Origin of the sequence: Pseudomonas sp. MCal1, assembly GCF_026341415.1 — a bacterium.
GTDB lineage: Bacteria > Pseudomonadota > Gammaproteobacteria > Pseudomonadales > Pseudomonadaceae > Aquipseudomonas.
The window spans coordinates 125,912-150,019 of the sequence record NZ_JAKUMP010000013.1 but is presented as its reverse complement, the minus strand read 5'-3'; the positions used below and the strand labels follow the sequence as shown (position 1 = coordinate 150,019).

Sequence of the window (24,108 nt, the reverse complement as noted above, 5' to 3'; positions counted from 1 at the left end):
CGATGGCTGAACTGATCAACATCCTCCTGCGTCTGGCGTTGTATGTGGATTTGCTGATGTTGTTCGGGCTGGCGTTGTTCGGGCTGTACAGCGTTGACGCGGTGCTGCGGTTTCGACCGATGCTGCGCGGGATGGCGTTGATCGGGGCACTGCTCTCAGTAGCGGGACTGGTGCTGATGACCCGCGCCATGAGTGGCGAAACGGAATTCGCGGCGCTGTGGCCGCACCTGCAAATGATGGTGCTGGAAACCGACGTCGGGCTGGCGTGGACGCTGCGGATGATTGCGCTGATCGCCGTGATGATCTGGCCCGGATTGTGGCTGGCGTCGATGGCCGGCGCCATCGCCCTCGCCTCCCTGGCCTGGAGCGGACACGGCGCGATGGATAACGCGTGGCATCTGCTCAGCGACATCCTGCACCTGCTCGCGGCGGGGGCGTGGCTGGGCGCCATGCTCGCGTTGATCTTGATGGCGCGGCTCGATGCATTGCTCAGCGAGGCGCGCATTCGTTCGCTGGCGGATTCCGTCAAACGCTTCGAAAGCGTCGGCGCCGCGATTGTGCTGATCCTGTCGGTGACCGGCGTCGCGAATTACCTGTTCATCGTCGGCCCGGCACTGGGCGAAATCCTGCTTGGCACCTATGGGATTCTGCTGGCGATCAAGGTTGTGTTGTTCTGCGGCATGCTGGTGCTGGCCGCGTTGAACCGCTTCCACCTCGGGCCGTTGCTCGAGCAATCGTTGCGAGCCGGGCAGCATCAAGTGGCAGCAAACGCCTTGCGCCGCAGCGTGGCATTGGAGCTGGTTATTGCGCTGATGATCGTGGGATTGGTGGCGTGGCTGGGCACGTTGAGCCCGGAGCCGGGATGACACCCGGCAAACGCATTCACTACACTGGCCAGCACCTCCACTGCACAAGCCCGATCTCCATGACAATTCGAAAAAGCACGATGATCTTCTGCGGCCTGCTGGCCATGGCCGGCACCGCACAGGCACAAGAACCGGCCTCGCACCTCGACACCATTCAGCAACAGGGCCAGTTGCGCGTCTGCACCACCGGCGACTACAAGCCCTACACCTTCAAACGCCCGGACGGCGGGTTCGAAGGCATCGACATCGCCATGGCGCAATCCCTGGCCGACAGCCTCGGCGTCAAGGTCGAATGGGTACAGACCACCTGGAAAACCCTGATGCCGGACATGCAGGCCGGCAAATGCGACATCGGCGTCGGCGGTATTTCGGTGACCCTGGAACGCCAGAAAAAAGCCTTCTTCAGCAACACCCTCGACGTCGACGGCAAGATCCCGCTGGTGCGCTGCGCCGACCAGTCCAAATACCAGACCATCGACCAGATCAACCAGCCGAACGTGCGCCTGGTCGAACCGGCCGGCGGCACCAACGAAGCCTTCGTCCACGCCTTCCTGCCCAAGGCGCAACTGGCGTTGCACGACAACGTGACCATCTTCGAGCAACTGCTCGACAACAAGGCCGACGTGATGATCACCGACGCGTCCGAAGCCCTCTACCAACAGAAACTCAAACCCGGCCTGTGCGCCGTCAACCCGAGCCAGTTCATGCAATACGGCGAAAAAGCCTACCTGCTGCCGCGCGACGACATCAGCTGGAAACTCTACGTCGACCAGTGGCTGCACCTGAGCAAAGTCACCGGCAAATACCAGAAAGTCCTGAGCGAATGGATCGCCGTACCCGCGGCCCAGTGACCCTCAGTCGTCATGCATCAGGCCGGAGCTGTACTGGTTGAAACTGTTACCGATATTGCTCCCGCCGAACTTCAACGTATTCATGTTCCGCGCCTGCGGCGACTGACAGTCGCTGGAGAAACAACTGGTGGTGGTCAAGCCACCGGAACCGGAGCAGGCGCTTAAAAGTGCGACAGTGGCGACGATCAACAGCGCTTTGAGTGGATTGTTCATGGTGTGTGGCGCTCGCGTGGGATCGGGATCTTGTGGATGGATCGTAGGCCTGCGCGGGTGGCGGGAAGATGAAACTTGCGGGGGTTTCAGCGTGGGTTCAGGTTGAACCCACGCCCAGCGATAAACCCTCCGTGACAGAGAGTTGCCCGAATCTACTTCGGCTCGACGTTATCCAGCGCCTGATTCACCGCCAAAGACCCCAACATCACCAACTGCGCAATGCCAATGGCGGTTTTGCGGTGGGCGGGTTCCAGGGTGCCGGCGAAGTTGTTGAGCATTTCGGAGGCTGAACCGAGGGATTCGCTGGCGTTGGCGAGCAGGGATTCGGTGTCGTAGGCCGGGTTGGCGAAGTACATCGGATCGTGTTTGGTGTGACTGCCCATGATCCGCTGCTGCGGGGTGAGGTAGTGATCGAGGGCGCGCTCGGCGGCTTCGTTCAGGGTTCGTGAATCGGGGAATTTGTAGGGGGAGACTGGGTCGGTTTCGGGTGGGTTGGGGGTTGGTTTGAACATGGAGTAACTCCCGACGGATAAGAGGTTAGGAGCCGCCACCTTCGCTACCAAACTAGGGTGGAGGCCATACGCAGGTTGGTAGACCGGCCGTCAGAAACCCCGGCGCATCCGAAGATGCCCTGCGCATGACCACCATAAAACGAAGGCACTAAAAGCCTCCGCAAGACAGTAGTCTTGTGCTTCTGACGGAATCCGGGCTACCAAACCCGATCACTGGTTTTCAGTGACCCATGAACGATAAAACCCGCGTGCTAGAGGCACAAGCCGGCGGATTCTGTCTTAGGTGTAGGGGATGGCGCAAGGTTGTGTAGGGTTTGGATGAATGCGACATAGCTAACATAAACGTGGCAATTTTTACGTTTAAACACGGTCCGGGTTTGCAATTAGCAACACACCGTACCTATCGTCAAGTTTCGGTCGGTCGGATGATGGATCGGACCTATCGTCGGTCCCTGCCCCATATAATAAAGGCCAAAGGACCGCTTTAAAAAGCCCTGTACCAGCATCGTACCAGCCAGGTGCCCCTCCTCGAAGACTCCGTGATTTCTTCCCTTCTCTGTAGCAATTCTAAAGCAAGCGTTTTCGGCTACGATCTGGGCACTACTGATACTGTCAAAAACGGGGATAGCGATGCTGGTCCAATGAACACTCTTTTGCCTTCGTTCCGTGAGATCTGATATCGGGCTGTCCCACCATTGTGGTGCGCTAAAGATGTCTGTTGCATATGTGTTAAGCCGATGCAATCCCGCAGCATGTACTAAGCTTTTCGAACCCATCTCTCAAGGACGATTTTATGGCAGATCACTCAGCCTCCAATATCGCAACGGCAGATGCTTTGACATTGCTCCTGCACAACCAGCATGCGTTGGCGGCTGCAATAGAGGAGGTCGCCGTGTGGATTTCGGCTAATGGCGTGCAGGTAGTTGCAGATAACGCTGTGATGTCTATGGAAACCTTAGACACAAACGCAAAAGCGATTACAGATGCAATTATGCGTATACGGCAGTCCTAGGAATGCCTAGCAGGCGGCAGTCGTCCTACTCCGACCAAAAGCGGTCAGTCATGGTCGTCAGCTTTCGGCCAGGAGCAGTCGTTCACGTTAGGCTGCTTTCGACCCAAAGCGGTCGTTCCCAAGGAGCAGCTATAGGTCGAAAAAAGCATCCATGTACGGCCGGCAGCTTTCAACCCGTAACGGACGTTACCGCATTCAGGAAATCAGCCCTGTTTAGTGGCGGACAACCGTTCATAAATGCGATGCAGGTATGCCTGGTAGATGCAAAAAATGACCAGCAACAATCCAGCACCGGCCTCAGCTTCCGTGGCTAAAAAAGGCTTGGTTGAATACGCTGAACGGGATGCGCTTGAAAGACTCCCTGACGCCTTCAAGCTCTCCGCTAGCTCTTGAAAATTGTCATGGAGCTTATTAAGCAGAGGTAGAACCGATGAAGAGTCAAAATCTACATTGACCTGATGGGCGAGCTGATTTCGAATATTCTTGATCGCTCTGAGGATCGCGGCATCCCTTTCAGAGATTATCGACAGGAGCAACGCGAGTTGGATCCTGGAACCAAACGAGCCACACGGTGCACGGCCATCGCCGTTAATGCCTAGAAACGAATGTATTTCCTGCTCTGGCCCTGTCAGCGTCATGGATAGAATTTCGACAAGTGCGAGATCGAGAACCGCGCCGGCAGTAATAGCTAGCTCACGTCTCGGCAGTCCTCGATAGTCTTCGTAAATTCTATCTGCACCAGGGAACACATCCCGCATCCACTGCTCGATTTTCCAAGCCATTTCACCTCCTAAACCCCTATCCGAAAGGCCCTGACCGGGGCCCATGATGGTCTACCTTGCTTTTTTACAGTACGCGATGTTCACACCTGCAGCATGCGGATCTATGACGTCCTCCACATCCTGAGAATGCCCGGTAGAATGTTTAGGGCTGTCGAGGCCGGTTGCTATTTAGGAGAAAATGCTCGACCTCAAGAGGGATTTGATAAAGGCGAGACATAATGCCCTTCCGGCGTCGTAGCGCCGATGTCATTATGCCAACACTGCGTTGCCCACAGGTTTCATCACGCGCACTCGACTGGCCCATAGCACGCCATCGGGATACGCCACACCTTCAAGGATCGTGTTGATGTCCAACGAAAGCGCCCCACCAGCCGCAACCTCTTCTGAAGATGCCGTAGCCCCCCCGTCACCTGCTGACAAACCTGTGGAGCTTGATGCCAACCGCAAGGGCCTTCAGGCCTACTTGGCACCAGGGGCATCTGATTGGGCGCCTTTGAATGAAGAAGCCTATATCGTCCTCAAGGGCGCACCACCACCTGACCCTGCAAGGATCGTTTCCAACCGCACAGCGCTGTCGGACATGCTCGCTGCGGCACTGCAAGTTCCCAATCTTGGCTTTTTGGCAGGAAGTGGGACTTCGCTTGGTGCACCGGGCGGGCCAAGCATGTGGGATCTATGGAAGCGCTCCATGTGCACACCCGGCTCAGGGGATCCCACTGAAGCGGCAGCGCGCGTGATGGATGTGGTGCGGTACAAAGAAATCATCAATCCAAACATCGAGCACTTCCTTTCTCAGTGCGACGCCTATCTCGCCTTCAACAAAGACGTGACCGTTGAAGGGTTCGTCAGCGAGGTCAAAGCAGTCATCCTGGATGCATGCTCGGCATTCCTGCGGGCCCCGAACGCCGAAATTTCTGCATACAGGCAGTTGCTGCAGAAGCTGGCGAGACGACGAGTCCGAGATCCTCGCCTGAAGGTCTTTACCACAAACTATGACATGTGCTTCGAGACAGCAGCCTCTGACCTCGGGATGATGGCCATTGATGGATTTTCCTATACCCGTAGGCGGCGGTTCGATGGAAAGCATTTCAGCTACGACATCGTCAGGCGAGAGGTGGAAGGTCATGAGTTCGCCGAAGGTGTGTTCCAGCTACTGAAGTTGCATGGATCGGTCAGTTGGAGCAGAGAGGGAAAAGACATCTATGAGGACACAGCGCCTACACCTGCGAACGCGTGCCTCATCTACCCAGCCAAAGGCAAATACCAGCAGGCATTCCTGCAGCCTCACCTAGAGCTTCTGTCGCGCTACCTGGAGTTTCTGCGTCAGCCCAACAGTTGCCTCATCGTGGCGGGCTTTGGCTTCAACGATGATCACCTCTCCGAGCCAATCTTCTCAGCCATCCAATCTAACCCGAGCCTGAAACTCATACTCTGCGATTTCCAATGCATCACGCACCTGCATAACCGGGGACACCATGGCTCAAGCGACTATTGGGGCAGATTCCATGACCTCGCCAAGCGTGGCCTGGACATCCACTTCGTCAGTGGTTCGTTCAGCGATCTGGTCATCCACATTCCGCACCTGAGAACAGCTTCACCAGCAGAGCAGTTGGCGAATGCCGTCAGGCGCCTGGGGAGCCAAAACGCATGAGTGCTCTCGACGGGATTCTGGACAGCAATCTCAAAATTGGTGTGGTTTCGAGTGTGAGTGCCCACCTGGTAAAGACGAACCTGGCGCATGCCGGGAATGTGAGCGGCCAGTACTTGGGCCACAACCGTTACGGCAAAGGTGAGGTCGGCGAGCTTGTGCTCGTTGAAGGCCAGCAAGCAGTGCTGCTAGGGCGCATAACTGAGGTGACGCTGCCTGACAGGGATCGCTCGGAGATTTCACAGGACTTTGCCGGTAGCCGCCAAATCGATGCAATCGGCTTCATACGCCTTCTGGGCTCCGTAAACCCGCATTCATTGCGAGTCACAGCAGGAGTTAGCTCATACCCACGACTTGGCGATCGGGTCTACTCCGCCCCCGGAGAATTTATTTCCCAGATCCCTTTGTTGACCTCAACGGGGGTAGACGGTGCGCCACCTGAGGTAGCGTTGAGTCTTGGTCACGTTGCCGGAGATGGCGGATTTCCTATTGCCGTCACTCCCGAAAAAATATTCGGACGGCACTGCGCAATCTTGGGTTCCACAGGCGGAGGTAAGAGCTGGACGACATCCAAGCTGATCGAGGAGTGTCGCCGCTTCTCAGCCAAAGTCGTGCTGATCGATGCCACGGGCGAATACCGATCGCTCGTTGGCGATGACACGGTTCATTGCCACCTTGGCAGCCCTCTCCACCTGGCTGGAGGCTCTGTAGAAGTCGCGATTCCGCCGACGAGCTTCACCGAGTCCGACTTCATAGCCCTCTTCCAGCCATCGGGCAAAACCCAAGGCCCTAAGCTGAGGGAGGCGATCAAAAGTCTCCGACTCGTACATCTCGCACCTGATCTGTTCCCGAAGCACATCGTCTGGAAGGTAGACCAATCGAAAGAGGTCTATCGCGAGGCCATGAACAGAGGCAACAATGCAAGTCTGGTAGGAAATCCAACAACGCCATTTAACCCTCGCAAGCTGGTACCTCAGTTGGTGCAGGAGTGTTGCTACCCGACCGCTTTCAACGACTCAGAGCGTTTTGGGGGGGCAAGTAACGAGATCTCACACTGCTCATCCCTGATGACCCGCATCCTCGGCGTGATGGAGTCGCCGTCGCTGGGTTGCGTCTTCAGTCCCGCTGCCGGCCTTCCCAGTTTCGTAGATCAACTGGACAACTTCATTAACAGCGACAAGAAACTGTTCAGGGTCTGCTTGAGCTCAATTGGATACGAGTTCAACGCCCGTGAGGTTGTGGCCAACGTTATCGGCAGACTTCTACTGCAGCGAGCCCGGGGTGAGGTTTTCAGGAAAAGGCCGTTAATCACCATCCTAGACGAGGCCCATAATTTTCTGGGCAAAACCGTCGGAAACGAGGATGACCTACAGAATCTGGATGCCTTTGAACTGATCGCGAAGGAGGGTAGAAAATACGGGCTGAACATTTGCCTGGCGACCCAGCGACCGCGCGACATAACCGAAGGCGTGCTCAGTCAGATGGGTACCCTGCTCGTCCACCGGCTCACGAACGACCGTGACCGTGAAGTCGTTGAACGAGCGTGCGGTGAGATTGATCGCTCCGCTGCAGCATTTCTGCCGAACCTCAAGCAAGGCGAGGTTGCGATGGTGGGTGTGGATTTCCCGATCCCGGTTACGATTCAAATCAGTCGACCAACCCAACCTCCCATATCGGATGGGCCAAGCTTCCAGAGTAGCTGGGGATCACCGGGGCACTGAACTGATGCGTATGGGGCATGCCCTGATCAGAGCGTGAGCAACCTGGTGATGAACAAGTTGCGCATCGATCCCAGTGCTCCATCCAAAACGACTTTTACTTCTGTCTTGATGAATGCCTTAACCAAAGCATTGGATGAGTTTGAGCAAGCGCGCAGGGCGTCGAACTCACGGCTTGGAAGTTAGAACTGCTTTCCTGCCGACAGACCCAAGATCCACAAATTGCAAGGTATGGAATCCGCTTCGGGTCGTTTGAATCGCCCCTAAATTAGTAGCCTCTTGATGGTAGCTCCTGGCCGGTAGCGGTTAGGGTGAACGGCAGCTATGGGTCGATAACAGCCGTTCATGACTGACCGCTTCTGGCCGAAAGCGGTCTGCCTGGTACAGCAGCTTTCGGCCAATGGGCACGATGCTGAGCACTTGCGCCAGTACTGCGACGGTTATCAGACGCAGCCCGTGTTCCCGCTGCGACCCCTAGTGCGCAAACCCAAGACTAGGCCAAGCTGCCCCCGGAGCGATTAAGACTATCCCCTCGCATGGTCGCTGCGACCATGCGCGGCGATGAACATTGCGACGGCCGACTGGCAATAGGATTCGATTTCGTCCTCTGCTCTCGTCAAATCGAAGCGGGCAATCATCAGTAGATCGGACCCTTTGAAAAGCGCGGCAAACAAGCGGGCGGCTTGGTGGGGATCGGGCACGTTGAGGAGCGCCTTCGCGTGAAGCTGGCGCAATAGGGCCTCGATATCGGCGATGACGTGGGCGGCGCCGGCTTCGTAGTGGCGCCTGCTCAAGTCGTTTTGGCTAGTTTTATCGGCCATAACCATGGCTTCGATACTGCTGACGTCTGGTCTCAACAGCGTGCGCAGTAGAGATGTTCCCACTGTCATAAGTTGGTCTTCCACCGAACCTTCGGCACCTTCAAGCAGGGCCTGTGGCGCAAACGACTGCTGGCAGCCGGCCGCGATGGCTGCGCTGAACAGCGCCTCCTTGTTCTCGAAGCGCCTATAGATGCTGAGCTTGGATATCTTCGCCCGCTGGGCGACCTTGTCCAACGTCGTCGCTTGAAAACCCAATTCCACAAAAAGCTCGCTCGCGGCGTCGAGTATCGTTTGGGCAAGCGCCTCGTTGGTGGGTCGGCCGCGCCGGCCCTGAATGGTTTCAGTCATAATATTGGTACTTTACAGTATCTTAATTTAAGGTCTACGATACCATTCAGTATCTTAAACTTGCAATCCAAAGGCTAGGTTACAACCGGCCCTTCAGCGGAGCCCATCACCATGAATGACGTCATCATCATCGGCGGAAGTTTTGCCGGTCTCGCCGCCGCTTTGCAGCTCGGCCGTGCCCGTCGCAAGGTCATCGTTCTCGATACCAGCCGGCCGCGTAACCGCTTTGCCGGCCATTCGCATGGTCTGCTTGGTCACGATCACACGCCGCCGCTGGACATATTAGCTGCGGCGAGACAGCAGCTGGCGCGCTATCCAACGGTCAGGTTGGTCATTGCCCGGGCGGAGAAAATTTCTGGCGTAATCGACGATTTCTGCGTTGTCACTGACGATCACGAAAGCCTAAGGGCCCGGCGCGTGATCCTGAGCTATGGCGTCGCCGACCAGATGCCTGATGTTCCCGGCTATGCCGAGAGTTGGGGCACATCCATCGTTCCCTGCCCCTATTGCGACGGCTTTGAAGCCGCCGGCCAGCATTGGGGCCTTATGTGGTCCGGCCCACAATCGCACAACCAGGTCAAGCTGTTCCTCGATTGGACCGACAGGTTGACTGTCTTTGCCAATGGTCATGACATCGCGCCTGATATCCAGTCCGATCTGGCGCACCGCAACATACCTGTCGTCGAGGGGCGGATCGTCGAGATCGCCCATCACCAGGGGCATATCGCCACGGTCAATCTCGACACCGGCTCCACTGTCGCGGTCGACATTCTGTTTGCTCATCCGCGCAACAAGCCGTCCGCAAACCTGCATGAATCGCTGGGCCTTGCCACGATGGATACGCCCACCGGCATCGTGCTCAAGGTCGACGAGCGTCGCCAAACCAGCACGCCCGGCATCTACGCCGCCGGCGATCTCACCACGCCCATATTGCCTTCGGTCACCCAGGCATCATCGCAGGGCGCGATGGCGGGCATTTTCGCCCAGCAGTCGATGCTGGTTTGAGCGCATAGAGAGGAGATGAACATGGTCGTCGAACCGGACAGCGCGGGTGTGCGCTTCCCTCCGCCCTTCATCTATCAGGGAGCGCTGCTGTTGGGGCTGGCGGCAGAGCGATTCGTCGCCCTGCGCTTTTTCGGCATCGACCGGTGGTGGCTGGTCGTGACGGGCGCGCTGCTATTCGCTGCCGGCGTGGCGACAATGCTTGCGGCGGCGGGACTCTTCCGGCGCCTGGGCACCCATGTTCCGCCGTCGCGACCAACGACCCTCATCGTAACAACCGGTCCTTATCGGTGGACCCGCAATCCGATGTATCTCGGCATGGCGCTTGTCTATGCCGGCATCGCGGTCGGCTTCGAGGGAACGATCGCCCTGGCTTTGCTTCCGTTGGTGCTGATCGTGATCCAGAGGCACGTGATTGCTCGCGAGGAGCGCTATCTCGAAGCGAAGTTCGGCGACGAATACCGACGCTACAAGGCCGAGGTTCGCCGCTGGCTCTGACTATCCGGAGCTCCCGCCTGCGGGATTTTATACAACCAACACCGTTTTTAATGCTGCGGCTACTGAATGGGCCCTGATTTCGTAAGTAACCAAGGGCCGCTTCTGGCCGGAACCAGTCGTTCCTGAACGTCTGCTTTTGGCCGATCGCAGCCGCTCATGAGAGACCGCTTTCGGCCAAAAGCGGACATCCTCAATCTGTTCAAAAAGCGAATTGATTAAGGCTGACGGAGCCACCGGATTTGAACACCTAGACGCTTCGTGCAGTACGTCTGATAGCGCCAGATACCGCTGGAGAGTCTTTGGCTTCTTTCCAAGGCTAAAGGTAACCTGAGTATGCGACTGCTCCCTCGCCTGTGTAGTGAGAAATAGCAGATCACGACCTGCTGGAGGTTTAGCTCATTGACACTGCGGCTGATCGGGAATTAACACTGATTTTCCGTTCAATGAGATCGGTGAGCCGGGATAAACGTTGAAAGGGTCTATAGCTACACCGTTCACTTGAGCTTTTTTGACTTGGTAACGGACGTTGCCTGTCGCAGTCAATCGTGCGCCATAGGATTCGCAGCTCACCGTCAAGCTGGACACCTTGTTTGCTGGTAACTGGCGTACCAGACCACTAAAAGCCAGATTGACCACGATTTTTCCGGTTGGAGAGCTTTGCCGCGATCCAAGCAGATTCATGACGGGTTTGACCTCTAGGCGATATACCGTCTCTTTATCCACGGTACGCAAAGGCTTTATCTGAACAGCCTTGGTTTGCCCCGGAGACAGTGAGAGACGGAACGGGTAGGCGTACAGCGCGGGTTCTCTTACTAGAGTGATGGTCTCAAGATGTTCATCCGCGTACTCCACTCCGGGGTTGAGCAGGAGTGAAAGTCCGATGGAAACATATTCGGGTCTATCGCCGTTGTTAGTCACTTCCACGACGGCGGGAGCCGTGTTGATTTCCACAACCTGAGGCTGCAGACCGATAACTGCCAGTGCTGGTTCGCAGAATCCACAACCCAGCAATAACGCCGTAGTCGAGACAAATCTCAAAAAACACATGAATGACCTCCTGAAAACGGGCGTCAAGGCTCACGGGCCACGGGTTCGAATGTTAGTGCCAACTCGCCGCTGTAATCTCCCGCCGTTTCCTTGAAGCTACCTGTGGGGGGGAGCGCCGATACGCCTAGAGTGAAGTAACCGACTGAGTCGGTATCTTCGTTAGGTGGAGGTGGATTGTTGAATTGGGTGTTTCGTCCCACCGCAAGGAGTTTCGAGGAGTCACCTTCGGCCGCGAGTGAAACCTTGGTATCGCGGAACACTTGCGTCGGGTTGCGCCTATTACGGATCTCCAACGGATTGTCCATGCGTACCTGGAAAATGCCGGTAGAGGATGTGATACGTAAACGCACTGCAACTTCATAAGGACTATCCCAGCCTCCAGTTTGCTGCATCGGCAGCCCTTGATCGAACCAGCCGCCCTTGTCATCGGTGACGAACAGGTTGTCCGGCCTGATGATGAATGCGCTTATCTTACTGGTGACTTTGCCGTCAAGGATCGCCTCGCTTGCACTGGCAACGAACGTCGTCAGGCTCATGAACAAACCCAGGCTGACAGCAGTGATTCGGTTCATGGTGATCCTTTATAAATGGTGTGGGGGAGATTTGGCGGCGATTTGATAGATCACGACGCCATATCCAATGCTCAATGCCAGAGGTGCCGGGTCAGTGCTATCACCCGTTTCTACAATCAAACGGTGGCGGGGCCGGAAGGTCAGCCTCCACACCTTCGATGTGGACGGGGCCCTCAGCATCTTTAACGTCATCCGGTGCCGGTGCCCCGGGGCCAGAGTCAGGCGGTTCGGAGTGATCAATAACGAAGGTCTTTTCACTTCCTGAAGTGCGAGCAATTCTTCTGGCAGATGTCCTGGATTGACCAGCAATTGCTGTTCGACATCGAGAAACAATGGGCTATCGCCGCTATTTTCTGCATACAATTGCACTTCTTTGCCATCTGGTTCCAGTCGTATTTCACTGTGCGACAAACTCAGTACACCAACAGCAAAAACTTCCCTTGAAAATAAGAAAAGACCAACTGCACAAAAAATCGACACACGAAGATATCTTGCTAAAAAGTTCACGTATTGATTATCGTCAAATAGTATAATTTAAACTAAAAAATGAATGTATGACTCCGATTCAATTGGGACAAGCAACATCCTGTTTTTTTTCATCTATGACTAGGGTTATATTTTTTTCAGGGACTATTCGAGGCGTACCGGGAAATAGCGCGAAGTGTTCTTTCGCTACACCTGCACCGAATTTATCAATCAACATTCGGATGGTGCCGGTGTTCTCAAGCCGTATGCCGCCAGGCTCACAATGATGTGTCCAACTTGCACGCTGCTTGGCTGGAGGCGGCATGTGCCGTATCAGCACGCCGTAGCCAACGGCGACCGACATCGGCGCAGAGATCTTGTCCTTTGGCGCTTCCTGAACCTGCATTGTCCTTGCCGGTAGAATGTACAGACGATAGAGCTGCTCCGATTGCGGCTCATTCAGCGATCTGAGGCTGATCGGTCGACTTTGTCCAGGGCCCAGTGTGATTCGATCCGGACTTGCCAGCAGGCTCGGATTCTCGACATCATTGATCGGCACTTTAACTTCGGGCGTGAAGCCCGGATTGGTGACCTTTTGCAATGAGACAGACAGATAGAGCGGTGCATCTCCGCGATTGCTCACGCGAACCGAATGCTCATGTCCGGCGTACACCTTGAGTGTCGCAGGCATCACCATCAGCTCGCCCTCTGCACGGAGCATAGATGTACTCGCCATGAGGGCTGCAAAAAGCAGCGGCAGGATAAAGGGATTGCTCATACTCATTCCTCGGTGGAATATTTATTCACTTACAGCGATAGACACTGTCTTTAACGGTTTTACGTAGATCGCAGGTATAGCGGCGATTCGCTTGCTCGACGGTTATAGAGGGCAACGCTGTGTGACTGGAAATGGAGAACAAACCGTTTCGGTAAGCCACGTCACCGGTTTCAGCAATACGTCCACTGACAGGGTTGCCGACTGCATCTGCAAGAATGCCGCTGTAAACACGATTGACGTCTACTCGTGCCTTGGCGGGATACACCTGGCCCGGATGTGCCCGGACGACGTTCGCGAGTACTTCGACATCCATGTCCATATCCTCGCTATCGCTGCGGACACGAGCAAACGGAATGTCGTCGTAAAGATTCAATGGCACCGCATACTGATTTCCTCCGCCGACCGGACTGCCCTCGACACTGAACCCATAAGGCGTGTCGGTGATGTCAGGCGTTTGCAACATCATGGCACTGCCGCTGTTGCTGTAGCGCCCAAAAGCCACACCATCCTTACTGGCCGCGACCATGCCGCGATAGTTGAAATCCAAGTTACTCCCGCTCTGGCTGTGGCCCAGATTCAACGATGCGTCACCTCGACTCCCCGATCGACTCCCGTAGGCATTTACACTCGTATCTCGATTGATGTGGCTTACCGTTAAACCAGTAGTCGTGGTACCGAAAGTGTCCACGTAGTCTTTGCGATAATCGCCACTGAGTTGTACTTGACTTCCATATTGAGCCGCACGGAAGCTCGCTTGAGATCGATCCAGCATCCAGGTCATGTTGAAGTAAACCTGATACGACTTGCTATCCTGTGTATATCCACCTTTCTGTACACCCACAGCAAATGTCGACCACAAACCGTTAGGGTGGTAGTTCCAACGAGCTTCAGCTTGGTGGGTTTCACCGCGACTCTGTTTCTGGTAGTTGTAGCTGAACATGGTCGAGCCGAAGCTTCGACTGTAGGACACCGCTGTACTCGGGGTTCCATAATAGAAGTCGGAGATGTTCGTACTCTGATACCGGCTGAACATAAAGCTTCCCAGTAAATCGTCATTCGCTGATAGGTCGAAATACCCCCCGGTACCCTTTTCACCACTGAGTAACCCCAACGTAGGTGTGACATTGATTGAACCCAGTTGAGAGGGACGGGTCAGGTTCAGCTCAGCCGCTTTTCGCGAACGTTCACCCGATACAGCCGAAGCATTTAGGTAAAACTGGCTCAAGTTTTGACTGGCAGAGGCCTGCAGCAGTTGACCGCCGGTTTCCAGTTCTTTACCGCCGGTGATGTGCCATGAGCGCCTACCACCGCCGCCAAAATTCAAATTGTTGATGTCACGGGTTTCACTATTGAGAACATTCCCATTTCGATCCACAAGTCGCACCTCTATCGGGTAATAACCCCCTGGCAAATCGGAATAGCTGAATTCGTTTCGACCCAGCACTGCGGGCCGCTTGAAAATCATCCGACCGTTACGATAGAACTCGTAACTACCTTCCCCAATCGAATAAAGCACCAGCGATCCTGTATCACGTTGAGTGAGCAAATGATCCTGGCTTCCGATGGTGATGAACTGATCGAAGCTCGGAGCGAGCAGTGTGTTTATCGAACCCGAGGCGTAATCGAGAGCGTCTTGCTTGCCTGTACGCACATAAGTGCCGGAAAAGTTTTTTTGAACAAAATATGAAGAAATGGCCTGGTTATGCGTGTTTGCACCGCGCGACTGATTATGGTTGGCATACCAATTAATATAAGCAAAGCTCTGGCTTGGTAGACCAAACCAAGTATTGCCATTAATATTCATCGAGCGATAACCATCGGAACTGCTTCTGTAATCTAAAGACTGATTATTTACAATTCCCCAAGTGGTTTCGGATCTGACGAAGTCCTCGCGAGAGCTTACGATATTTAAAGTTCTACGTTGTTTATCAAGGCGTACATAATGGTCTGCCACCTGCAAATCACAGCCGAGTTCGCATTTTTTGTAATCCACGCCAGAGAGTACCTTGTCCAGCGTTTCCCTATCTTTCTTTGAAAGCTTGCCGTCGATATATTCTAAAGGATCAAAAACCAGACGACCTCGTTCAATCGAGTAACTTACTAACCCGGGCAGTGCGTGACCATTGAAAGACGCGGCATACCGCGCACTGTTATCCATTTCTACTGCACTAAAGCCTTCTGGAACACCATACGATACTTTCACTTCTGCAAAGGCGGACTGTGCAGAAAATAAGAATATACAAATAAAATTTCTTGGCGAAAAAAGTCGAAAAGACACGTATAAAATTCCAGAAAAACAAACAAGCACTTCGTGGAGCGCGCTTGATATTGCATGGAAATACTTATTCAATTAGCCGCCCAGCGCCGCGAACACCATATTTTAGCGCCGCCCTGAAAAAGCATTAGCTCGTCCAATGTAAAACACGGGCAAATCTAAAAACAACTTGTGCATACTCGCAACCTTTTTGCAGCTACGCGCTTGATCACCTTGCAAGCCTCTGAACCGACTCACTAAGGTTGTGCAACGATAGTAAAGGTCAAAATATCACTGTAATTACCTGATTTTGCTTTTCGGTCAGCCCAGGCGCTAAATGTTGGCGCAAAGCATGTTTTCCCGCTTTTGTTGAGATTGAATTTTTTCTTTGAGGTGTTTGGAAGAACGATTTTTTGCCCAAGTTCATCAAGAGTCAGTCTGTAGGGGACGGTGCTGGTACTTAGCTCTTCATTTCTGAGCAAATAATTACCTTCGGCTGTCACTCCGTTAGAGCTTGAAGCATCAATTAAAAATTTTTGATAAATTATGTAATTGCTACCTTCGTACGTAAAACACAGCTGTTCTGAAGGCTGTGAAAAAAATTTGCTGGTCTCTTTTCCAAGGTTCAATTCACCGAGATCCCAGTCAGGCGCCTTCATAGAAATCAAGGTATCTACTGGCGGTGGTGGAAACTCAGGATTGAGCAGAACAATGCAACTTTTATTTCCTGGCGATATGTATGCAAGTCCTTTGCCATCTATATAGTCAGCGGCGCTAGTAAAGGCGCCAGCTGCCATTCCTACTGCTGGCCAATCTTTGACCACGTCGTTTGCGATGACCATTTTAACTGTCGCAACAAATGGATCTTTACGGCTCCAATCGCCGCCACTCCCTCTATAAAGATTGTAATATGTTCCAATGTAAGCGTAACCATTAGATCCGTTAATGGAGACTGTTTTAGCGGCACTGCTGGATGGCGTAAGCCTACCTTCTTTGTTATACAAAAAAAGCATGACTGCGCGAGAAATAAAATAAGCCCCAGAAATATACTGCGGGGTTTTTTTGAACTTTATGTCCAAGGAGATGGTGCTAGTACCGTCACCATTATTGACATAACTACAGCTGGAGTATCCTTCACTGATATCGTACCTTGGAAATTCATATGCATATCCAAAACCACAATAAAAAGCAGTTACCAAAAATATTAGACCTTTTTTTGATTTTAAAAATCTTTTCAATGCTTAATTCCACCCCTCGGCACTTGATACCTTTATGACTCATTGTTTAGCATGCAATTTTAAACGACGACAAATTACCAGCCTTTGAAAACTTGAAACCTTACAAAAATTTAACATTAAAGAGTAGCAACGAGTTTTAGAAAGACCTCGACTAATCGAGGCCTTCTACTTTTTAAGCTAGAACCTTATTAGTTCGATGGTGCGACTACCGGTTCAAAAAGCATCACAAGATCGCCGCTGTAACTGCCATTAGTGTTGTCGCCTTCCGGAGCTTCTACACTGATGTCGAGATTGTGAATTTCATCCTTGCCACCCACGCCGTCCTGCACTTGAGTGACTTTCAATGGGGAACCAAACTTGACTTCGTTTTGACCAGACGACTGGCTGAACTTTACCAGCGCATTTTGCATCTGGGCCATGCCATTGGACATTTTCAATGGTTGTGCCAGAGAGACATTAAACTCGCTATTTTTGCTCCATACACGAATAGGCAGGGTGGCCGTGAATCGCTTCTGCGTATAGTCGTCAGCGGCCAATTCTTCGGTTCCGTACCAAGTCGATCCGTCAGGCTTAGAAACGAATAGCGCGTCATTGATGTTTGCGGTAAGGGTGATCTTCTTCGAGATTGTATCCGCCGGAAGAGGCGCTGCCTGAGCAACGCCGACTGCCGCACCAAACAAGCCCATAGCCAACATCACTTGCTTTAACTTCATCGCTACTTTCCTAAAACTCGATAAATTGGGGATCATGACTGTCATGATCAGCCTACTAAAAATCAAAATCTTGCCATGACCTCTAGCTCGACGTAACAACTACGATCGATGGGGAAATTATTTAGCACATACCGATTGCCAGTACATAAGAAGTGACCCAGATACTCGCGAGAAACCTCTTGTCTTCGAGCAAGATATTTCTTGGACAGAAACAGCAATTAAACGGTTACTACGAGTGTTTTCTCTAGTGAATGCGCCATGCTAAGGCAGCAAGGTCTTACTATTTGATCAGCAACCCACTCAAGCTGCGAACTCTCTTTTTTGTGACGCAAGCCAATCGAGCAGAGAGTCGAAAGACATTGGGCGTGCGCAGAGGTAGCCCTGCCCAATCTTTACCCCCATATTTGAGAGGCAGACACGCTGGTCTTCTGTCTCGATTCCTTCGACTACCAACTGCATACCTAATTCTCGGGCTAATGAGACAGTCGATCTCGCAATACTGTAATGCTGTGACGACTCAATTATCTTCCGCGTGAATTCACCCGCCAGTTTGATCTCATCGAACGGTAGTTGACACAAGCGAAACAGCGAGGAATGGCCTGTCCCATAATCATCCAATGACAGCCTCACACCGAGCTGGCGCAGTCGAAGGATGTTCTGAACGCAAACGTCACTGGCGACCGCAGGGCCGTCTTCAGTGATTTCGAAAGTCACCATCGACAATGCCAGTGGATGCTTTTGCAAGCGCGTGATCAAGTGGGTGACCAGCATTTTGCTAGACAACTGTGCGAGGCTGAGATTAAAGGCGAAGCCCAATCTGTGCCCTTTAGCGTGCAGTTCAGTCTGATGGGACAGTCCTTGGTCGAGGAGTTTGCACAGCAGATCATCAAGCAAGTCTTCGTGGATCATCGTTTGGATGAATGCGGCAGGTGCCAAGAGACCGTGTTCGCGATGATGCCAACGTGCGAGGACTTCCACAGAAAGCACCGCATTACTGACCAGATCAAATTTCGGCTGCAGAAATGCCTGGAACTCGTTTTGACGCAGTCCTCTGCGGATATCAAGGTCTTGCGCAATGTCATCGGTTAACTGCGCAGCAGGTTGATTGGCTTCGTTATTGGGATTTACGATGCGAAATGCAGTGAGCATGTGTGAAACCCTGGTTCAAATCATCCGCCAAGGTTATGTGAGTGATCGATCCCCCCTGCAAAGATGCATCTGCATTAGAACCAAGATAAATCTTGATTTATCCCGAGATGCATCCGGCCGAGCTCATCAGTGCACACGCAGGAGTTGATTGATACTTTCCAGAGATTCAAGCAGCGCTTGGCCTGAATCGTATAGTGCTTTGCCGAACTTTCCTGTCGCGAGCTCCTCCATCTCCAGGCAGTGTTCTAGTAGCCCTTTGTGATTCAACAGGTAAGCTGTTCCTTTGAGCTTATGAACAATGCGCTTGATTGCCATCAGATCTCCGGTTTCCAGCGCTCGACGCAGCGCAGCCCCTTCGCCTTCGTTGCTGCGGGTAACCTGCTCGGCCATTCTTGCGCGGATATCGTTGGCCCAAGATGGCCCATCCTGCGCAGACGATTGTTCGTGTCCAAACTTGGGAATCATCTGGTTGAGTGCAGCGAGATTGGTTGGTTTAGCCAACACATGATCCATTCCGGCGCTTTTGCAAGACTGCTCCGTTTCGCGTTGCGCGTCTGCCGTCAGGCCGATAATCAGGCAGGGTTTAACCCCTCTGCGGTTTTCGATGCGGCGAATGGCCCGGGTCATTTCCAGTCCGTCCATTTCAGGCATGTTGTAATCAGTTACAACAACATCAATCTCATGCTCGCTCCAGATGCCAAGTCCTTCCAGACCGTTGCTGGCGGTGAGGGTGCGGTGGCCCAGGTAGCCGATCTGCTGGACAAGCAGGTATTGACTCGGCAAGTGATCCTCAACGATCAAAACTGTGAGCATCTCACGAATTTCATGTGCCGCGGCCGCGTTCGAGCCAGGTGATGCCGCTAGGTCGAGAATCACCTTTTCAAGATTGATCGAAAAGCTCATTTCAGTTCCGCTGCCCAACTCGCTTTTTACCTTCAGCGTACTGTGCATTAGCCCACATAGCGCCTGACTGATAGCAAGCCCAAGCCCCGCCCCGGAGTTCGGATCAGCCACTGCGCCATCGACCAGGTAAAACGGTTTGAATACTTGATCTAGATGCGTCGCGGGGATCCCCACTCCTGTATCACTGACGCTGATGCAAAAATTCAGGGTGGAGTTTTCGACCGCTTTTACCGAGCAGAGAAGTTCTACAGTACCTTGATCAGTAAACTTGATCGCATTGCTCAACAGATTGGAAACGATTTGTTTGACCTTGACGGCGTCGGCCCAAACCTGCTCCATCGCCAGCGGGTCGATGTCGAGCACCAGGCGCAGTTGCTTCTGTCGGGCAAGTCCTGAGAACACCTGTCCCACGGATTCCAGCAGTTCCTTCATTCGCACGGGTTCAGGCGTCAGGATGAGCTTGCCTGACTCTACGCGCGAGATATCAAGAATGTCACCGATAAGGGCAAGCAGACTGATGGCCGAATCGTAGGCAATATGCACTGACTGGTGATTGAGTTCGGCGTCGGTTTTGCGCGTCAGCACCAGCTCCAGCATTCCGATGATTGCATTGAGTGGTGTGCGAATCTCATGGCTCATGGTAGCGAGAAACACGCTTTTGGCACGACTGGCTTTATCTGCGGACTCTTTGGCAACTTGTAACTCGTCCAGCAGCTCCTGGCGCTGCTGCAAATCCTGTCGTTTGCGACGAATCCGGCGACGCTGAGCCAGAATCAGTAGGCCAGCAACTAACAGCAGGGCGCCGAGCACTTCAAACGAACGCCATACGTAGGAGGTGACACCCTCCCAGTACTTGTCATCCGTCGCCGAGTTTGCGCGCCATCGGCCAATGATCTGCAGGTTCATCCTAGGGGTGATCTCAAGGAGTGCCTTGTCGAGTATGGATATGAATAACGCCTGATCCTGCGGTGCAGCGAACACGATCCGCACCTCGGGGCCGCTGAATACACCGCCAATCTTCAGGCTGTTTTCATATTTGTAGGAGAGGTAGTAGCGTGCCACGTTGGCAGGTGCGAAAACCATGTCGGCGCTGTTGTCCCTTACCAGCTTGAAGGCTTCTCCCATGGTCTCGGTTTCTTTCAAAACCAGGTTCGGATAAAGGCTGCGCAAAAGGTTTGGATCGGCGTAGCCTTTCGCGATCGCAACGACAGTTTGGCTTTGGGCGTCTGGACTGCTCTGTTCAGACTCTTGTCGTTGCACGAATAGATACGGTGCAGTGGTCAGTGCACGCGTGTGAAGGAATGGCAGTGATGATGGGGACGTTTCCGGCAAGATGCTTAGAATCGCCTTGCCTCTGTCGAGCAGACTATCAGCCTCGCTGATTGAGCTGACACGATGGATATCGAAGCGGATGCCTGTCTTGCGCCGGATGATGTCCAGAACGTCCGAAGCTATTCCGTTGAAACGGCCTCGGCTGTTAAAGAAGGCGTAAGGTGCCAGATCTTCACTGACGACTAGTTGTACATGGGGCGAACGATTCAGCCATTCGAGCTCGGCAGCGCTCAGTCGGTTGCGAAACTCACTGGGATCACAGTCTTCGGTATAACCCCACACGTATTGGGCTTTGATTATCTGGCAACGAGTCAGCCCTCCCAGCGCACGTTCAAGAATGCGCTGCAACATCCTGTCGTCCAACCTGAGGCCGAACCCACCTCTCACCGCGGGCAATTTGGTGCTTTGGTTGATGACTAACTGGCTGCTGAAAAACTGGCTGGATAAATAGTGGGCGGATAGTGTGTCACCTAGGAAAACGTCATTATCTCCGGTCAGCACCGATGCCATTGCCAGAAGCGCTGAAGGATAATGCTGGAAGCGCCCCCGACCACCTGCGTTCTCATATGTCGCGAGCATTTTGCTATTGGAGTATGCGATCCGGGTTTGCCCATCGTGGGTACTGTATTCGTGCAAATCCCCGCCTTCCGAAAAGAGCGCCAACTCCGTTATGCCATAGGGTGAGCTAAGAGTGACTCCCTCGCTTTTTGCCATCAAGGGGGTGACGTTGCTGGCCATGTCGATACTGCCGTTACGCAGAGCGTCAAACATTTCTTCACGCGTTTTGAAAGATTGCAGCTTAACGGGGATGTGAAATTCTCGTTGCAGTGCTAACAGATAGTCGGCCATCAAGCCTTCGAATTGCCGGTTTTCCTCGAAGATGCGAAAAGGTGGTAGCGAGTCTTCAAAGACACCAACCACAAGTACTCGCTTTTGCTCAAGCCACTGCTGCTCCGACTGGGAAAGCTGGATTTTCAGCTCATTCAGGGGCTGTCGGGCAATCGGTATTAGTTCCTGCGCATACGACGAGTGAGTTACACCGTAGAGCATAAGCAACACGACTGACAGGACTCGGAGGAGGCGTAGGCAAATTTTCACGGTAATACGGCTAAATCAGGTTATGCCGTCGGGCAATGTCTGCGAGTTCGATCAACGAGTTAGCGCCCAGTTTGCTTTGAATATTGACTTTGTGACCGCTGACCGTCTTGTTACTCAGATTCAGCCGAGTAGCGATATCGCCGTTGGAATGACCTTCTGCTAACAATTTGAAAATTTGTAACTCTCTGTCGGTAAGACCTTCCACATCAGCGGTCAGCTCGACGTTGCCAAGTAGCGGCATAGCATCTTTTGGAAAAAAAATGTACCCATCGGCTACGGTTTCCATCGCCTTGACCAGCTTGCTGATGGGTTCACTTTTGCTAACGAAGCCACTGGCACCGGACTGTAGGCAGCGCGAAGCGTAGTTTTCCTTAGTCTGAGAGGTATAGACCAGCACCCGCGTATCCAGCTTGTCCCTTTTGATGCGTTTGAGAATCGTCAATCCATCGATCTTCTCCAGCCCAATATCCAGAATCACAACGTTCGGTTTAAGCGACTCAATCATTCGCATAGCTTCGACACCGTCGGCAGTTTCCCCTACGGTTTCGAAGCCGGCCGGTGCCAGCGCCGAGCGAATAGCATGGCAAATCAAAGGATGATCATCGACGATCAGGATTTTTTTACTCATTAATCACCAGAATGTAAAAGGCGTTTCACTCTGACCCGTACCAGGAAAATCTTGAATCTTTCGAGTGATGCGCTCATCGACATGGATAGCTGGATTTTCGATCAGCATCGTTTTTTCTTCGCTAGCTCCGAAATGAGTGTGATCGTGTCAGAGTAGTATCTCAATGATATCTCTGAGGCACTGACGAGGCATCCTTTCTTGCAGGGAGCGAGACTTTTCGAGGAAAATCTGTCCACTGAACCAGATTCTTCTTGTGTGCGTCTATCCCACAATTCCATAGGCTGCTGTGATACACGCAGGAGCATAGCGATGAATTGTCATCAGGAAAGGGTCGCCGTGATCAGCAAGCGACAGAGTGGAGTGTTGGAGTTCACGCGTTTATTGAACGGGTTGGGGCTTTTCAACATTTCACTTCGAAATACTGCGAAGGAAATTGTGGAGCTGTTGGACGCGGGTCATCGATTCGGTACGCTTTTTTTCGATAATTTCGACATCCACACAGATGGCGACAGCGTGAAATCCATTGCGTATTGTGGGGCGATTGACCAAATCATACTTACCGCAGACGTTAACTCTCGGGAACGCCGCCATCTCCTAGAGTGGGGAAAAAAACGTTTCGTACCGATGCTGCAGGTCGTGCAACTACCGATTCGTAGAGAGGATTTGAAACGCGCGATCAATTCGCCATGAACTGCCCCGGACGTTCTAGATCCTTCTATGACTGCTTTTGGCCGAAAGCAGCCATCGCCCATCACATTATTCAGGAAGGTAGAACGAAATACTCGCTAGGCATGGCCTAACGCCATACTGCGCAAGAAGTTGCGCACTTGTTTCGTAAAAATACTCAGCGATTCCGCTGGAGGCCATGTATTTTAAGGCCTACAGCCAAGTGCGCAAGAAATTGCGCAGTACTGCGCAACTTCTTGCGCACTACGAGCCATCTGGCTGATCAAAAAACGCTCAAACTCGCGTTACACAACAGTGAAGTCCCCGGGTCCCGGGGACGTGGCAAGACCTGGCACGCTCCTTGATAACAGTCAGGCACCCACCGGGCGATTTCGCCTCCCGGGCACCCTAACTTTATCCGCAAGGAGCACCTCCCATGGCAACACCAGCGTACATGTCGGTTACCGGCGAAAAACAAGGCCTGATCACTGCAGGCGCTTTCACCGCTGACTCCGTTGGCAACACCTACCAGGAAGGCCACGAAGACCAGGTCATGGTTCAGGCTTTCAGCCACGACGTGATCATCCCGCGTGACCCACAATCCGGTCAGCCAACCGGTCAGCGCGTGCACAAGCCAGTGATCATCACCAAGGTCTACGACAAGGCTTCGCCTCTGCTGCAAGCCGCTCTGACCTCCGGCGAGCGCATGAGCGAAATCGTTATCCAGTGGTACCGTACTTCTGCTCAAGGTACTCAAGAGCACTACTACACCACCAAACTGGAAGACGCGATCATCGTCGCCATCAACAACAAAATGCACAACTGCCAGGATCCAGGCAACTCGCACTTCACCCACCTGGAAGAAGTGCAGTTCACCTACCGTAAAATCACCTGGACCCACGAAGTATCCGGTACTTCGGGTTCCGATGACTGGCGTGCTCCAGTCGTTTAATTACGGCTGATCGTTACAAGCATCGACCAGCCCTGCTGGTCG

General features: G+C 53.2%; 23 protein-coding genes. 9 read left to right on the top strand and 14 right to left on the bottom strand.

The genetic code is table 11. The annotated features are described in order from the left end of the window. Window positions 1-2 precede the first annotated feature (2 nt). The gene (gene copD / locus MKZ87_RS21780; protein ID WP_085705159.1) at window positions 3-866 is read left to right on the top strand and encodes a copper homeostasis membrane protein CopD; all 864 of its coding nucleotides are present in this window, start codon (window positions 3-5) and stop codon (window positions 864-866) included. A 59-nt stretch (window positions 867-925) separates the two neighbouring features. Further along, window positions 926-1,717 carry a transporter substrate-binding domain-containing protein gene (locus MKZ87_RS21775; RefSeq protein ID WP_176247778.1) on the top strand — a complete coding sequence of 264 codons (792 nt, stop codon included), beginning with the start codon at window positions 926-928 and terminating at the stop codon, window positions 1,715-1,717. A 3-nt stretch (window positions 1,718-1,720) separates the two neighbouring features. Here the strand turns inward: MKZ87_RS21775 and MKZ87_RS21770 are convergent, their stop codons facing one another. Continuing rightward, a complete protein-coding gene (locus tag MKZ87_RS21770) occupies window positions 1,721-1,930 on the bottom strand; it encodes a hypothetical protein (protein WP_227233001.1) in 210 nt (69 codons plus the stop codon). A 152-nt stretch (window positions 1,931-2,082) separates the two neighbouring features. Further along, window positions 2,083-2,442, bottom strand: a complete 360-nt coding sequence (locus tag MKZ87_RS21765) for a DUF6124 family protein (protein WP_266201978.1) — start codon at window positions 2,440-2,442, stop codon at window positions 2,083-2,085. Window positions 2,443-3,235: 793 nt separating this feature from the next. On the opposite strand from MKZ87_RS21765, the gene MKZ87_RS21760 reads away from it, so the two are divergent. After that, window positions 3,236-3,454 carry a hypothetical protein gene (locus MKZ87_RS21760; RefSeq protein ID WP_186534068.1) on the top strand — a complete coding sequence of 73 codons (219 nt, stop codon included), beginning with the start codon at window positions 3,236-3,238 and terminating at the stop codon, window positions 3,452-3,454. Between the two features lie 203 nt (window positions 3,455-3,657). On the opposite strand, the gene MKZ87_RS21755 is transcribed toward MKZ87_RS21760, so the two are convergent. Continuing rightward, complete coding sequence (locus MKZ87_RS21755) at window positions 3,658-4,236, bottom strand: hypothetical protein (protein WP_266201977.1); 579 nt, start codon at window positions 4,234-4,236, stop codon at window positions 3,658-3,660. A 346-nt stretch (window positions 4,237-4,582) separates the two neighbouring features. On the opposite strand from MKZ87_RS21755, the gene MKZ87_RS21750 reads away from it, so the two are divergent. After that, entirely contained in the window at window positions 4,583-5,887 is a 1,305-nt protein-coding gene (locus MKZ87_RS21750) for an SIR2 family protein (RefSeq protein ID WP_266201976.1), read from the top strand. After that, window positions 5,884-7,605, top strand: coding sequence for an ATP-binding protein (locus MKZ87_RS21745; RefSeq protein ID WP_266201975.1), 1,722 nt, complete (start codon window positions 5,884-5,886; stop codon window positions 7,603-7,605). Before MKZ87_RS21750 ends, MKZ87_RS21745 begins: the two co-directional genes overlap by 4 nt. A 521-nt stretch (window positions 7,606-8,126) precedes the next feature. Here MKZ87_RS21745 and MKZ87_RS21735 read toward each other — a convergent pair. Then, complete coding sequence (locus MKZ87_RS21735; protein WP_266201974.1) at window positions 8,127-8,771, bottom strand: TetR/AcrR family transcriptional regulator; 645 nt, start codon at window positions 8,769-8,771, stop codon at window positions 8,127-8,129. A 111-nt stretch (window positions 8,772-8,882) separates the two neighbouring features. On the opposite strand from MKZ87_RS21735, the gene MKZ87_RS21730 reads away from it, so the two are divergent. Further along, the gene (locus MKZ87_RS21730; RefSeq protein WP_266201973.1) at window positions 8,883-9,776 is read left to right on the top strand and encodes an NAD(P)/FAD-dependent oxidoreductase; all 894 of its coding nucleotides are present in this window, start codon (window positions 8,883-8,885) and stop codon (window positions 9,774-9,776) included. A 21-nt stretch (window positions 9,777-9,797) separates the two neighbouring features. Continuing rightward, window positions 9,798-10,271, top strand: a complete 474-nt coding sequence (locus tag MKZ87_RS21725) for a methyltransferase family protein (protein WP_266201972.1) — start codon at window positions 9,798-9,800, stop codon at window positions 10,269-10,271. Window positions 10,272-10,667: 396 nt separating this feature from the next. Here MKZ87_RS21725 and MKZ87_RS21720 read toward each other — a convergent pair whose 3' ends face one another. From MKZ87_RS21720 to MKZ87_RS21675, 10 genes are all read right to left on the bottom strand, one after another. Next, on the bottom strand, window positions 10,668-11,318 hold the full coding sequence (locus MKZ87_RS21720) for a hypothetical protein (RefSeq protein WP_266201971.1): 651 nt from the start codon (window positions 11,316-11,318) through the stop codon (window positions 10,668-10,670). 23 nt (window positions 11,319-11,341) lie between these two features. Further along, window positions 11,342-11,890 (bottom strand): hypothetical protein, encoded by a 549-nt coding sequence (locus MKZ87_RS21715; protein ID WP_266201970.1) that lies wholly within the window; start codon window positions 11,888-11,890, stop codon window positions 11,342-11,344. Window positions 11,891-11,899: 9 nt separating this feature from the next. Beyond that, window positions 11,900-12,397, bottom strand: coding sequence for a hypothetical protein (locus tag MKZ87_RS21710; RefSeq protein WP_266201969.1), 498 nt, complete (start codon window positions 12,395-12,397; stop codon window positions 11,900-11,902). A gap of 58 nt (window positions 12,398-12,455) precedes the next feature. Continuing rightward, window positions 12,456-13,133: a hypothetical protein gene (locus MKZ87_RS21705; protein ID WP_266201968.1), complete on the bottom strand. Its 678-nt coding sequence runs from the start codon at window positions 13,131-13,133 to the stop codon at window positions 12,456-12,458. Window positions 13,134-13,158: 25 nt separating this feature from the next. After that, entirely contained in the window at window positions 13,159-15,483 is a 2,325-nt protein-coding gene (locus MKZ87_RS21700; protein ID WP_266201967.1) for a TcfC E-set like domain-containing protein, read from the bottom strand. A 161-nt stretch (window positions 15,484-15,644) separates the two neighbouring features. After that, on the bottom strand, window positions 15,645-16,625 hold the full coding sequence (locus MKZ87_RS21695; RefSeq protein WP_266201966.1) for a hypothetical protein: 981 nt from the start codon (window positions 16,623-16,625) through the stop codon (window positions 15,645-15,647). 188 nt (window positions 16,626-16,813) lie between these two features. After that, on the bottom strand, window positions 16,814-17,338 hold the full coding sequence (locus MKZ87_RS21690; RefSeq protein WP_266201965.1) for a CS1 type fimbrial major subunit: 525 nt from the start codon (window positions 17,336-17,338) through the stop codon (window positions 16,814-16,816). 300 nt (window positions 17,339-17,638) lie between these two features. Next, on the bottom strand, window positions 17,639-18,487 hold the full coding sequence (locus MKZ87_RS21685; RefSeq protein ID WP_266201964.1) for an EAL domain-containing protein: 849 nt from the start codon (window positions 18,485-18,487) through the stop codon (window positions 17,639-17,641). Between the two features lie 126 nt (window positions 18,488-18,613). Further along, on the bottom strand, window positions 18,614-21,772 hold the full coding sequence (locus tag MKZ87_RS21680; protein WP_266201963.1) for an ATP-binding protein: 3,159 nt from the start codon (window positions 21,770-21,772) through the stop codon (window positions 18,614-18,616). A 58-nt stretch (window positions 21,773-21,830) separates the two neighbouring features. After that, window positions 21,831-22,448, bottom strand: a complete 618-nt coding sequence (locus tag MKZ87_RS21675; protein ID WP_266201962.1) for a response regulator — start codon at window positions 22,446-22,448, stop codon at window positions 21,831-21,833. A gap of 309 nt (window positions 22,449-22,757) precedes the next feature. Here MKZ87_RS21675 and MKZ87_RS21670 point away from each other — a divergent pair, with 309 nt between their 5' ends. Both MKZ87_RS21670 and MKZ87_RS21665 read left to right on the top strand, forming a co-directional pair. Next, window positions 22,758-23,138, top strand: a complete 381-nt coding sequence (locus tag MKZ87_RS21670) for a hypothetical protein (protein WP_266201961.1) — start codon at window positions 22,758-22,760, stop codon at window positions 23,136-23,138. 412 nt (window positions 23,139-23,550) lie between these two features. Beyond that, window positions 23,551-24,066 carry an Hcp family type VI secretion system effector gene (locus MKZ87_RS21665; RefSeq protein ID WP_003226246.1) on the top strand — a complete coding sequence of 172 codons (516 nt, stop codon included), beginning with the start codon at window positions 23,551-23,553 and terminating at the stop codon, window positions 24,064-24,066. The last annotated feature ends 42 nt before the right edge of the window (window positions 24,067-24,108 follow it).

Coding starts and splice junctions, on each gene's coding strand:
- copD (WP_085705159.1), top strand. CDS start 3: ATGGCTGAACTGATCAACATCCTCCTGCGTCTGGCGTTGTATGTGGAT.
- MKZ87_RS21775 (WP_176247778.1), top strand. CDS start 926: ATGACAATTCGAAAAAGCACGATGATCTTCTGCGGCCTGCTGGCCATG.
- MKZ87_RS21770 (WP_227233001.1), bottom strand. CDS start 1,930: ATGAACAATCCACTCAAAGCGCTGTTGATCGTCGCCACTGTCGCACTT.
- MKZ87_RS21765 (WP_266201978.1), bottom strand. CDS start 2,442: ATGTTCAAACCAACCCCCAACCCACCCGAAACCGACCCAGTCTCCCCC.
- MKZ87_RS21760 (WP_186534068.1), top strand. CDS start 3,236: ATGGCAGATCACTCAGCCTCCAATATCGCAACGGCAGATGCTTTGACA.
- MKZ87_RS21755 (WP_266201977.1), bottom strand. CDS start 4,236: ATGGCTTGGAAAATCGAGCAGTGGATGCGGGATGTGTTCCCTGGTGCA.
- MKZ87_RS21750 (WP_266201976.1), top strand. CDS start 4,583: ATGTCCAACGAAAGCGCCCCACCAGCCGCAACCTCTTCTGAAGATGCC.
- MKZ87_RS21745 (WP_266201975.1), top strand. CDS start 5,884: ATGAGTGCTCTCGACGGGATTCTGGACAGCAATCTCAAAATTGGTGTG.
- MKZ87_RS21735 (WP_266201974.1), bottom strand. CDS start 8,771: ATGACTGAAACCATTCAGGGCCGGCGCGGCCGACCCACCAACGAGGCG.
- MKZ87_RS21730 (WP_266201973.1), top strand. CDS start 8,883: ATGAATGACGTCATCATCATCGGCGGAAGTTTTGCCGGTCTCGCCGCC.
- MKZ87_RS21725 (WP_266201972.1), top strand. CDS start 9,798: ATGGTCGTCGAACCGGACAGCGCGGGTGTGCGCTTCCCTCCGCCCTTC.
- MKZ87_RS21720 (WP_266201971.1), bottom strand. CDS start 11,318: ATGTGTTTTTTGAGATTTGTCTCGACTACGGCGTTATTGCTGGGTTGT.
- MKZ87_RS21715 (WP_266201970.1), bottom strand. CDS start 11,890: ATGAACCGAATCACTGCTGTCAGCCTGGGTTTGTTCATGAGCCTGACG.
- MKZ87_RS21705 (WP_266201968.1), bottom strand. CDS start 13,133: ATGAGCAATCCCTTTATCCTGCCGCTGCTTTTTGCAGCCCTCATGGCG.
- MKZ87_RS21690 (WP_266201965.1), bottom strand. CDS start 17,338: ATGAAGTTAAAGCAAGTGATGTTGGCTATGGGCTTGTTTGGTGCGGCA.
- MKZ87_RS21685 (WP_266201964.1), bottom strand. CDS start 18,487: ATGCTCACTGCATTTCGCATCGTAAATCCCAATAACGAAGCCAATCAA.
- MKZ87_RS21680 (WP_266201963.1), bottom strand. CDS start 21,772: ATGCTCTACGGTGTAACTCACTCGTCGTATGCGCAGGAACTAATACCG.
- MKZ87_RS21675 (WP_266201962.1), bottom strand. CDS start 22,448: ATGAGTAAAAAAATCCTGATCGTCGATGATCATCCTTTGATTTGCCAT.
- MKZ87_RS21670 (WP_266201961.1), top strand. CDS start 22,758: ATGAATTGTCATCAGGAAAGGGTCGCCGTGATCAGCAAGCGACAGAGT.
- MKZ87_RS21665 (WP_003226246.1), top strand. CDS start 23,551: ATGGCAACACCAGCGTACATGTCGGTTACCGGCGAAAAACAAGGCCTG.